General features: G+C 69.5%; 9 protein-coding genes. 1 reads left to right on the top strand and 8 read right to left on the bottom strand.

The window, feature by feature from the left end; all coding sequences use genetic code 11:
- Window positions 1-3: 3 nt before the first annotated feature.
- The 8 genes from ACIGEZ_RS08260 to ACIGEZ_RS08225 form a co-directional block, all read right to left on the bottom strand.
- On the bottom strand, window positions 4-1,089 hold the full coding sequence (locus ACIGEZ_RS08260; protein WP_399827317.1) for a thioesterase domain-containing protein: 1,086 nt from the start codon (window positions 1,087-1,089) through the stop codon (window positions 4-6).
- A 101-nt stretch (window positions 1,090-1,190) separates the two neighbouring features.
- Window positions 1,191-1,946: an SDR family oxidoreductase gene (locus ACIGEZ_RS08255; RefSeq protein ID WP_399827314.1), complete on the bottom strand. Its 756-nt coding sequence runs from the start codon at window positions 1,944-1,946 to the stop codon at window positions 1,191-1,193.
- The gene (locus ACIGEZ_RS08250; RefSeq protein ID WP_399827312.1) at window positions 1,943-3,112 is read right to left on the bottom strand and encodes an alpha/beta fold hydrolase; all 1,170 of its coding nucleotides are present in this window, start codon (window positions 3,110-3,112) and stop codon (window positions 1,943-1,945) included. Before ACIGEZ_RS08250 ends, ACIGEZ_RS08255 begins: the two co-directional genes overlap by 4 nt.
- 1 nt (window position 3,113) lies before the next feature.
- Window positions 3,114-4,046: a chlorinating enzyme gene (locus tag ACIGEZ_RS08245; RefSeq protein WP_399827309.1), complete on the bottom strand. Its 933-nt coding sequence runs from the start codon at window positions 4,044-4,046 to the stop codon at window positions 3,114-3,116.
- Window positions 4,047-4,065: 19 nt separating this feature from the next.
- The gene (locus tag ACIGEZ_RS08240) at window positions 4,066-5,886 is read right to left on the bottom strand and encodes an amino acid adenylation domain-containing protein (protein ID WP_399827306.1); all 1,821 of its coding nucleotides are present in this window, start codon (window positions 5,884-5,886) and stop codon (window positions 4,066-4,068) included.
- Window positions 5,887-6,119: 233 nt separating this feature from the next.
- The gene (locus tag ACIGEZ_RS08235) at window positions 6,120-6,434 is read right to left on the bottom strand and encodes a hypothetical protein (protein ID WP_399827304.1); all 315 of its coding nucleotides are present in this window, start codon (window positions 6,432-6,434) and stop codon (window positions 6,120-6,122) included.
- Between the two features lie 112 nt (window positions 6,435-6,546).
- Window positions 6,547-7,518 (bottom strand): helix-turn-helix transcriptional regulator, encoded by a 972-nt coding sequence (locus ACIGEZ_RS08230; protein WP_399827303.1) that lies wholly within the window; start codon window positions 7,516-7,518, stop codon window positions 6,547-6,549.
- 598 nt (window positions 7,519-8,116) lie between these two features.
- Complete coding sequence (locus tag ACIGEZ_RS08225) at window positions 8,117-8,683, bottom strand: Uma2 family endonuclease (protein ID WP_399827301.1); 567 nt, start codon at window positions 8,681-8,683, stop codon at window positions 8,117-8,119.
- Window positions 8,684-9,582: 899 nt separating this feature from the next.
- Between ACIGEZ_RS08225 and ACIGEZ_RS08220 the strand changes: the two genes are divergently transcribed.
- Window positions 9,583-10,584 carry a hypothetical protein gene (locus ACIGEZ_RS08220; protein ID WP_399827298.1) on the top strand — a complete coding sequence of 334 codons (1,002 nt, stop codon included), beginning with the start codon at window positions 9,583-9,585 and terminating at the stop codon, window positions 10,582-10,584.
- Window positions 10,585-10,592 lie beyond the last annotated feature (8 nt).

Below are 10,592 nucleotides of genomic sequence, written 5' to 3'. Positions count from 1 at the left end.
TCCTCAGCCCTCGCCCACGAAGTCGTCGATGCGTGCGGCGATCTCCACCGCGTCGGTCATGCAGAGCTTCACGCCGTACGAGTCGGAATCCATGACCTCGGCGGTCAGCTCGCCCGTGATGGCCGCGCGCCACTTGTCGAAGGTCTCGTTGTCCTTGGCGAGCAGCATCAGCGCGTCCACGTCCAGCGGCTCGGGGCGGTAGGTCTCCAGGGCCCGGCCGGTGGTGCGGAAGGCCTGGTAGACGCGCTCGGCGAAGCGGGTGGCGCCGCCGCCCTGCGCCGCGGCCTCGGCGCCGAACAGGACCGCCGCGACCTCCTCGTAGACCTTCTCGTGCACGGCCTCGGCCGGGTCGAGCGACGCGTGGTCGGTGTGCGGGTCGATCAGCCGCAGCATGTCGTAGCGGTAGTCGACGAGCCGGACCCCCTCCGCTGCCGGGTCCTCCTCGCCCGTACGGGAGCCGTCGAGGTAGCCGTCGACGATCACCAGCTTCTGCAGGCCGAGCCCGCGCTCCTCGGCGATGCGGGCGATCTCGTAGCCGATCACGCCGCCCGCGCAGGCGCCGACCAGGTGGAACTCGTCCTCGCCGAACTCGTCCTCGATCAGGTCCGCGTACTGCTGGGCGAGCTCGCGCATGTCGTCGGACACGTCGACGTCGCTGATGTGCGGGGACTGCACGCCGTAGCAGGCGCGGTCGGTGCCGAGCAGCCGCACCAGGTGGCCGTAGCCGTCGACCAGGCCGGTGCCCGGGTGGATGAACACCAGCGGGGTGCGCGAGCCCTGGTTGCTCATCCGGATGACGGACCGCTCGGTGGGAGCGGCCTGGAGAACCGCCTTCTTGGCGCAGAGCTTGGCGATGGTGCGGTAACGCAGCAGGTCGCCCATGTTGAGGGCCCAGCCGAGCCGCTGGTTGATCTGCTCGATGGTGACCAGGGCCAGGAGGGAGTCGCCCCCGGTCGTGAAGAAGTCGTCGTCGAGGCCGACCGTGTCGCGGTCGAGCGTGGTCTTCCAGATCTCGACGAGGGTCTGTTCCACCAGGCTCTGCCCCGGCGTGACCTCGGACTCCTCGATGGTTGTCTGCCGAGTACTCACAGCGGAACTCTCACTTTCGTCGCTTAAGTGGGGAGGGCGTACGTGGGGAGGGAGGGCGTGCGGCCCGCACACGCGGGCCGCACGTGGGCGCGTACAGGGGGCTACGCCCAGCCGCCCGTGAAGGGGATGACGTCACCGGTCAGGAAGTCGGCGGAGCCGCTGGTGAGGAAGACCACCAGGTCGCCGATCTCCCGGGCGGTGCCGAGGCGGCCGGCCGGCAGCAGGCCGCGGAGCTTCTCCCGGCCCTCGTCCGTCGCCCACGCCTCCGGCGGGTAATAGGTCTCGCTCTCCAGGAAGTTGGGGGCCACGGCGTGCACGGTGACGCCGTGCGGGGCGAGTTCGCGGGCGGCGGCCTGGGCGTAGGCGGAGGCTGCCGCGCGCAGCGAGCTGTAGACGGAGAAGCCGTGTTCGGGCCGAAGGGGTGCGGCCGAGGTCATCAGGACGATGCGCCCGCTCCCCCGCCGCTTCATGTGCGCGGCGGCCTTGCCGAGGACGGCCGCGGGCGTGACGAGCAGCGCCTCGGCGGCACGCCGCAGCTCGGCCGGGTCGGCCTGGTCGACGGGCAGATAGCGGGCCGGGTACACGTCGTTGCTGACCACCACGTCGAGCCGGCCGAAGCGCCTGACGGCCTGCCCGACCGCGCCGGCCGGACTCTTCGCGTCACTGGCGACCGCGCCGTCCCGGCCCTCCTCGAACGCGGCCCGCACCTCGGCGTCGAGGAAGTCGTCGTCCTGGCAGAGCACGGTGTACCCGGCCTTGCGCAGGGCCTCCACCGAGCCGGGCCCGGCGTAGCGCGTCGCCTGGGTGACCAGGGCGACGCGCTCCGCCGGGGCGGACGTGGCGGCGTCGGCGCTCACGCGCCACCGCCGATGAACTCCCGCAGCATCGTGTAGACCTCGGGGTCGGGGATGAGGATGTCGTGGTGGGTGCCCGACTCCCGCTCCTCGACCCGGACCTCGCCGCGGACGAGGTCGCCGAAGTGGCGGGCCGTCTCGGGATGGGTCATCCGGTCCGTGCTGCTGGTGGCGATGAGCACCCGCTGGGTGATCGCCCGGGCCGCCTCGTTCGCGTCGTACGCCATGAGCGCGTAGTTCTGCTTGGCGTACCGGTGGAACAGCTCGACGTCCCCGTACGGGTAGAGGATGTACGGCGCGAGCCGCGGCTCCACGCCGAACAGCATGTTCGGGTCGAGGAACAGGCCCAGGGTGTCCCGGGCCCGGTCGGCACTGGCCGCCGCACCCGCGAGGACGCTCTGGAACTGCTTCTGGAACGGGGTGCGCATGACGCCCGCGCCGAAGTTCAGGTCGGGGTGGAGCACCGTGAGGGTCTCCACCCGGTCGCCGAACGCGGCCGCCGCGGCGACCCCGACGGGCGCACCGCCGCAGATCCCGATCAGATGGGCACGGGTGATCCCGTAGGCACCGAGCAGCGCGCCGACCAGCGCGGTCTCCTCGGCGAAGTCGCCCTCCGGGGTGTCCAGGGTGCGCCACTGCCCGAAGAGGTACGGGTTCTCGTACGTGATGACGAGACGGTCGTCGGACAGCTCCTCCAGCCAGGGCCGGAACAGCGTGGCCGGCACACCGGAGGGAAGGATCAGGACGATCGCCTCCTCACCGGCCGGCCCCGCCGCGAAGGCGTCGAAGGCGGGCACGCCCTCGGCCTCGATCCGGCGCCGGCCCGGGAGGGCGGCGAGCCCGGACGGGCCCGCCGCGATCTCCTCCACGTCCCCCGAGCTCTCGGCGACGGGACGCCAACTGCCCAGCTCCAGGTCGAAGTAGGTGCTGAGGGCGACCTCCAGGGCGGACGGCTGCTCCGGGGCCGTGGCCTCGAACCACGGGACGACCAGGCCGTACGCGTCGCCGACGGCGGCCAGGACCTCGTTGCACCGCGCCGCCTCCTGCGGCCCGTAGGCCTCCTCGGCCCGCTCACCGGCGGGGAAGACCCGCAGGGTCTTCGTGGAGGCGGACAGCAGCGGCTGGCAGAGCTCGAGGACCTCGACCACGCTCAGGGTCTTGGTGGTCATGTCAGAACTTCTTCCCCCGGGTGGTCTCCGTGACCATGCGGTTCTCGGCGTTGTTGTTCTCGCCGCTCACGAGGACGCTGCCGTAGCGCTCCAGGCTGATCTTGCCGCCGTACTCCTCGATGTGGTCGCTGCCCGGGTAGACGGTGACCGTGGAGGGCACGTAGCGGGAGGCGAAGCCCATGCGCATCTCGTTGGTCTTGCCCTCGTGCGGGTGCGAGGCGTGCATCAGGGTCGACCAGAAGATGATGAACTGGCCGGGGCGCATGACCTGCGAGACGGCCGCGTCCTCGTCCGGAGTCCAGTTCGGGTCCTTCTGCAGCTCGCGGTAGTCGTAGCCGAAGAAGCCGCGCCGGACGCCGTCCTTCTCCACCGCGTTGATCGCGTTGGGGTCGTAGTGCATCCGCTTGGTCTCGTCGTAGTTCATCGACTCGTGCGTGCCGGGGATGAACTGCAGGCAGCCGTTCTCGACCGCGGCCTCGGTGAAGGCCGACCAGACGGTGATGGTGCCGCCGAAGTCGGAGTTGTCCGGCCACAGGATCTGCGGGGTGCCCGAGGCGTTGGCGAAGGTGTCCGCCTGGTGCCAGTCGGTGCCCTCGTCGCCCGGGTGCTTCGGGAAGAACTCCGTACGCCAGCAGATGACGTCCGGGCCGAGGATGGAGGCGACCCGGTCGACGATCTCGGCGCGCCCGATGTGGGAGGCGAGGAAGTCGTTGTCCAGGTGACGGTCGTAGTTGGAGATGTTGGTGGCGCCGGACAGCTCGTCGTCCGGGTACACGGCGTCGCTGCGGTCGAGCAGCTGGAGCCGGGTCTTGCGCCACTGCGCCTTCATCTCCTCCGGCGTGTAGAGGGTGAACGGGCCGATGAAGCCCTGCCGGTGGAACTGGGCGAGCTCTTCCTCGCTCAGGGAGAACTTGCGAGTCGTCTCGGTGGTCATGTGAGGCTCCTGGCGGTGGTTAGCGGGCGGTGACGGCGAGCTTGTCCTTGACGGCGGTGGCCAGGGCGGCGATGTTCGCGCCCTCGGCGAGGGTGCCGACGTTGAGGCTGAGCTTGTAGCGGTCGTTGACGACGCTGAGCATGTGGATCAGGGAGAACGAGGTGCCGCCGAGGTCGAAGAACTCGTCGGCGTCACCGATGTCCTCGGCGCCCCCGGTGCCGAGCACCTCGGCCCAGATGCCGCGCAGCACGTCCTCCACGGCGGTGCCCTGCTCGCGGGCGCTGTCGGCGGCCTCGGCGAGCTGGAGCTCCAGGCGCTTGCGGAGCACGGTCTCGTCGAGCTTGCCGTTGACGGTGACCGGGATCTCGTCGATGGCGAGGTACGTGGCCGGCGCCATGTACGAGGGCAGGGCGGCGGCGACGGCGTCCTTGAGCTCGGCGGCGAGGCGCTCGGCGTCCGTACCGGCCTCGGCGACCGGGTAGGCCACCAGGCGCGGGTCGCCGGAACCGAAGTCGGCGGCGAGGACGACCGCGTCACGCACGGCGGCGTGCTGCTTGAGCACGGTCTCGATCTCGCCCGGCTCGATGCGGTAGCCGCGGATCTTCACCTGGCGGTCGGCGCGGCCCGCGTAGGCGAACTGGCCCGGGGCGATCTGCACACCGCGGTCGCCGGAGTCGTACCAGCGGGCGGTGGTGCCATCGGCCAGGGTGCGCTCGGTGAAACGCTCTGCGGTCAGCTCCGGGTGGCCCAGGTAGCCGCGGGCGACACCCTCGCCGGCCACGTGCAGCACGCCCTCCTGGCCGATCGGCAGCTCCTGGCCCTGCTCGTCGAGGACGGCCAGACGGAGGTCGGCGATGGGCGTGCCGATGAGGCTGTCGCCCTCGCGCGCCAGGTCGCCCGCACCGATGATCTTCCAGGTGACGTGCACCGTGGTCTCGGTGATGCCGTACATGTTGACCAGGGCGGGGGTGTCGATGGCGTGGCGCTCGACCCAGGGCTCCAGGGAGCGGTAGTCCAGCTTCTCGCCGCCGAAGATCACGTAACGCAGGCTCAGCGCGTCCGCGGCGTCGGCCTCCGCGTCCGCGGCGATGAGGTTGCGGAAGGCGGACGGCGTCTGGTTGAGGACGGTGACGCCCTCTCGGTGCAGCAGCGAGCGGAAGGCCTGCGGGTCGCGGGCGGTGTCGCGGTCCACGATCACCAGGCGGCCGCCGAAGAACAGCGCGCCCCAGATCTCCCACACGGAGAAGTCGAAGGCCGTGGAGTGGAAGTTGGTCCACACGTCGGTCTCGTCGAAGGCGAAGACCGGGGCGGTGGCGGTGAAGAGACGGACCGCGTTGCGGTGCTCGATCTCCACGCCCTTGGGCTGACCGGTCGAGCCCGAGGTGAAGATGACGTACGCGAGGCTGTCGGCGTCCGCCGCCTGGTGACCGGCCGGCGCCTCGGCGACGGCCTCGGGCAGCTCGTCCACGCGGACGACCGTCTGCCCGGTGACCAGGGAGGCGGTCCCGGCGTCGGCGACGACCAGGCCCGAGTCGCAGTGACCGAGGACGAACGCGCGGCGCTCGGCCGGGTAGGCGGGGTCGACCGGCACGTAGCCGGCGCCGGCCTTGATGATGCCGAGCAGACCGACGACCAGGTCCGTGGAGCGCTCGACGAGGAGCCCGACCCGCTGGTCCCGCCCGGCACCGGCGGCCCGCAGCGCCCCGGCGAGACGCTCGGCCCGCTCGTCCAGCTCGCGGTACGTGAGCTGGGTGCGGCCGTCGGTGACGGCGACGGATTCCGGGAAACGGGACGCGGTCCGCTCGAAATTCTCGTGGAGGGTGACACCGGCGGGTTTCATGGACGGAAGACCTTTCCCAGAAAGAAACAAGGACAGGGGACTGGGGATGCGGAAGGCGGGGAGCGGAACTCGGAGAATCGGGGACTGGAAGGCGGGGAATCGACAATCAGGATTCGAATTCGGCACGAGCGCACCGGCCTTCTCGAATCTGTCAGGCGGCGGCGGGCCCTTCAAGGGATTCCCGTGGCACCAAGGTGCAGTGGCTGCAAGTGGCCAGCGGCGGCCCGGGACGCTCAGAGCGGGAGCGCGCGTTCGTCGACGACGGAGACGACGCCGTGGCAGAGCCCCACGTCGCGCCCCTCGCGGGGTACTCGCAGCTCGACTCGGAGCCGGCCGGAGGGCGGCGGACGCAGCAACAGGTGCTGGACGGCGGCGAGTACCCCGGTACCGGCCTCGGGGGCGGAGTCGGCCGAGACGTAGAAGACGGTCCGGTAGACGTGTTCCACGTGGCAGCTGGAGACCTGGGGGACCACCCGGGCGAGATCGTTCAGATCGATCCGCGCCCGCCCGAATTCACCGGGCGGCAGGTCGAGATGGATGGCGTACATGGCAGAGAGAATCCCAGCCGCATACCGGCTATCGACCCGATAACACGGGCAGCTTGATGCCATGGCAGCAAAGGGCCCACCGATATCCGGTGAGCCCTTTGTATATGACGGTTCAGAGCCAGCCGGCCCGTTCGGCGAGCACTCCGGTCTCGAACCGGCTGCGGGCGCCGAGACGATGGGAGATCGTGGACATCATCCGGCGCGTGGTGCGCAGCGAAAGGCCCAGCTTGCGGGCGGCGACCTCGTCGGTGTGGCCCTTCTGCAGCAGCCGGAGCAACTCGATCTCCTGCTGGGTCGGTTCGTCGGCGGCGGGCTGCTGTTTTCCGTGCAGCGGGGCGGCGCTCTCCCACACCATCTCGAAGAGCGCGAGAAGCGCGGTGACGACCCCGGGGGCGCGCAGGATGACGGCCCCGGCGCGGGAGTCCTCGGGGCTGACCGGGAGCAGGGCGACGGAGCGGTCGGCGATCAGCATGCGCAGCGGCAGCGAGGGCGTCGTCCGTATCTCACCGCCGAGCTCGGAAAGCCACCGCGCGTACTCGGTGGTGGCCCGGTCATTGCGCACGCTGTCCAGATAGATCGTCCGCAACCTCACCCCGGCGGCCAGACTCTGCTCGTCGAGCGGCCGACTGGCCTCCAGGGCCTCGGGGCTCTGCGCCCCGCCGGGCATGAAGGCGAGGATCTCGGTGTCGGCGTGCCGGGCGAGCTCGGAGAGCCGGGCACGCACCTCGTTGACGCCTTCGAGCTGTTCCAGGCCGGCGTTTCCGTGCCGGGCGCGCTGCGAGGCGTAGATCGCGGTGAGTTCGGCGGTGGCGGCCCGCATCGCCGCCAACTCGAGTTGCTGTGAATGGATTTCGGTTTCCCGCCGGTGAATGTAGGCGGCGAGTCCGACTTCCGGACTTATCGGCGCCACATCGGTGGCGTCCTTGGCGGGATAGAGCATGGACAATTCCGCCAGTTTGTCCAGACAGGCCCGGACGGCGGGCTCCTCGATCCCCAGCTCTGCGGCGATCTCCGCGACCCCCCACCGCGGCTCGGTGATCACCAGTCGATAGACGTCCACGCAGGTCTCGTCCTGCCCGATCAACGACGCCAGCGAAGAGAAGCCGGCACCTGGGCGCGTCCCTCCGCACGGGTCGGCGAAGCCCCCCATTGTTCTCACCCTCACTCGTCGGGTCGATCCGTCGAATCCTTTGATCGGCCCCGAAGCAACGGCCCCGGATGGTCATTTCCGGTGAGGAGTTCAGGGCACCCTTTCGGGTGTGTGACATTACAGGACGGCGCGGGCGCTGGAAACTGCTCCAAATCGACGTTTGAAGGCCCGCATTGAGGGAACCCACCGGCGAATGATGAAAAGTCAATGAACACGGTCACAAACCGCAGCGACCCCCCTCGCAGTGGGTAGTCTCCCCTTTCCCCCACACGGTTCCGGCCCCCCGTACACGCCCGAGCCGGCTGCCACCAGCACCGCCCAACCGGCATGCGAGTCCACCGCGAGGACCCGAGGTGACATAGAAATCCGGCCAATCCCCGCCACCACCCGCGACCGGGGACCACGCCCTCGCTGCGACGGGCAGGGGGCGCCACCGGATCCCGCCTTCGGGATCCGGACCCGAGACCTGCGCATACGAGACCCCAAGATCATCCCGCGGGCCCAGGCGGAGGGGCCCGTGCCCGGCGTGAGGTCAGATCCGGCCGAGATCGATCTCCACTGGGAAGGGCGCGGAAACCTTGACGACACCAGTGAACACGTCTCCGTTGCGGTAGGACCTGGTCGCGGGGTCGAGAACGTAGGTGTACACAAGCGGGACGCCGGTCGCGGCCTGCTCGACCCGCCAGTAGAAGGCGATGCCGGACTTGGCGTACTGATCCGTCTTCACGATCCGGTCGGTGGTCTCGGATCCCGGCGAGACGACCTCCACGACCAGCAGCACGTGCTCCGGCCGGGTGGGCGTGATGTCGATCGTGCCCGCGCGGTACACGACGACATCCGGGTGCCGATTCGTAAGCGGGACGTCCTGAAGCCGGACATCGAAGTGGGTGTCGGCGTTCCATTCAGGCCCCGCAGCTGCTTCCAGCGCATTCGCCAGGATCCGGGCGATCCGGTTGTGGCGCCTGGAGGCACTGGGACTCACGACGACCATCCCGTCCACGATCTCGATCCCCGCACACTGCTCCTCGGACCAGGAGTCGTACTGCTCCGCCGTGATCTGCTCGCGCATCCACGCAGGGGCTGTCCTACCGGCACTCATGACGCATCTCCCGGACACCATGCGAGCGGGCCGATCCCGCTGGGATTTCAGCGTGCTGTCCCGGCTCCCCCACGCCGGACGCCGGAACGGCCGACCCGAACACACCTGCCACCGGCAGCACGACAAGCAACCATGTGTCCGAGCAGGTCAATTGCCGGCCATCAGAACCAAGAAGCCCCGGGTCAGATATCTGACCCGGGGCTTTCGTGGAGCCGCCTTCGGGATTCGAACCCGAGACCTACGCATTACGAGGCCCCGCAAGATCATCCCGAGTAGTGCTGGATGGTGCCACCAAATCCCGTTTCCCCCGGTCAGAGGCACCTGACTGTGATCACCATGACGCTGGGTCCACCCTAGTGCCACCCAGTCCGCTCACGCAGCGCTCACGCAAACAGGCCGCCCAGCGACCGCAAACCCGCAGGTCTCAGGTACTTCCAGAAGCGACCACCCGTACGAGTCATTGCACCTGGCTCGGCCGCGGGGTGAGCTGTTGTCATGCATCGCTGGTCTCCCCTGAACGAACGACAGCTCGGCCGGCTCGCGAACGGCAAGGAGTCCGATGAGCCCTGGGACCCCGGCGAGTTCCGCACCGCCTACGCGCTGCGCGACCGAGGGCTGGTGACGATCAAGCGCAGCGGGGGTGAGGTGGATGCCCAGGTCACCGAGGCAGGCACCTTCTACATCCAGCACGGCCACCACCGACGACCCCGCGCACGCCGGGGCAAGAGAAGACTGCCAAGGGGAAGACGGCAGGCGGCACCCGCTCCGCGTCCTACGCCGACAGGCCAGTGGCACTCGCCCGTCGGACCAAGGCGAACGAGCTCATCGGGCGACTCGTTACGGACAGGCGGGTCACCTTCACCGAGCCCGACGACGCCACGGTGATGGAGTGGCGACGCGTGATCGACTACGCGAAGCGCCACAGCCTCGTCCCTGAAGGCAAACGCATCGAGAGTCTCCGCATGTGGAATCGCGACTTGCAGATCACTCTCGTCGAGGGCCCACACCCCAACTCACGGAGGCAGAGGCCGGATGAGGCGCCGCCCGTCCACGTGCCCACTCAGTTGCGCTCTCCGCATCCGGCCGTGGCCGCACTGAGGGACGACGAGGGCCGACTCGTCGTGCCCGCCCCTCTGCGCCGCCGATCGTTGCTGCTTCTCCAGGGCCTCGCCGCCGAAGCAGTACGTCGCGGGCACAAGGTCAAGGAGCATGAAGTCCCCTCCCGCCACCGCAGCCATGCCTACACGTACAACGGGCGCCACTACCCCTCCAGCTACTCCCGCCGCGAGGGCGAACTTGACCTGGTCGTGGATGGCTTCACCTACACCGTCACGATCCAGCAGGAGTTTCCCCAGTCCACTGATCCAGAGGGCTCCAAGAGCCTCGTCATCGATCTCGGCTACAGCCGATCCAGCCGGCAGTCCCGCTGGGCCGATCGCAAGCGCTGGGTGCTGGAGGACATCCTCGGCGCCGTGCTCCGGGAGATCGAGACCCGCGCCGTAGAGGACGCGCAGCGCAAGGCGGACGAGGAGCGGGCGAAGGCCGAGCGCGAGGTTCGCTGGCGGGCGGCCATGGAGAAGGCAAAGGAGCTGGCCGCCCAGGAACAGTTTGCTGAGGTACTTCGTGCTCAGGCCCGCCAGTGGCAGGAAGCGACTGCGCTTGGCGCGTACTGCAACGCCCTGGAGCGTCGGCTGGAAGAGGCGGTCGGGGAAGATAAGGCCTCGGTGGCCTCGGCACGAGGGTGGCTAGCCTGGGCACGCCGTTACGTTCAGAGCCTCGACCCACTGACCCGTCCACCCGCCATGCCCACCGCTCGCGAACCGAAGCCCGGGGAGCTGGCGCCCTACCTGAACGGCTGGAGCCCACACGGCCCCGAAGCGCACCGCGGCTGGGGAGCCTGAGCAGAGAT

This window comes from Streptomyces sp. NPDC085481 (assembly GCF_044541845.1).
Lineage (GTDB): Bacteria > Actinomycetota > Actinomycetes > Streptomycetales > Streptomycetaceae > Streptomyces.
Note: the sequence above shows the minus strand (reverse complement) of the source record. Positions and strands in the feature narration are given on the sequence as shown.

Excerpts from the sequence above, each read along its gene's own strand:
- ACIGEZ_RS08235 (WP_399827304.1), bottom strand. The coding sequence starts at position 6,434 with ATGTACGCCATCCATCTCGACCTGCCGCCCGGTGAATTCGGGCGGGCG.
- ACIGEZ_RS08240 (WP_399827306.1), bottom strand. The coding sequence starts at position 5,886 with ATGAAACCCGCCGGTGTCACCCTCCACGAGAATTTCGAGCGGACCGCG.
- ACIGEZ_RS08245 (WP_399827309.1), bottom strand. The coding sequence starts at position 4,046 with ATGACCACCGAGACGACTCGCAAGTTCTCCCTGAGCGAGGAAGAGCTC.
- ACIGEZ_RS08225 (WP_399827301.1), bottom strand. The coding sequence starts at position 8,683 with ATGAGTGCCGGTAGGACAGCCCCTGCGTGGATGCGCGAGCAGATCACG.
- ACIGEZ_RS08250 (WP_399827312.1), bottom strand. The coding sequence starts at position 3,112 with ATGACCACCAAGACCCTGAGCGTGGTCGAGGTCCTCGAGCTCTGCCAG.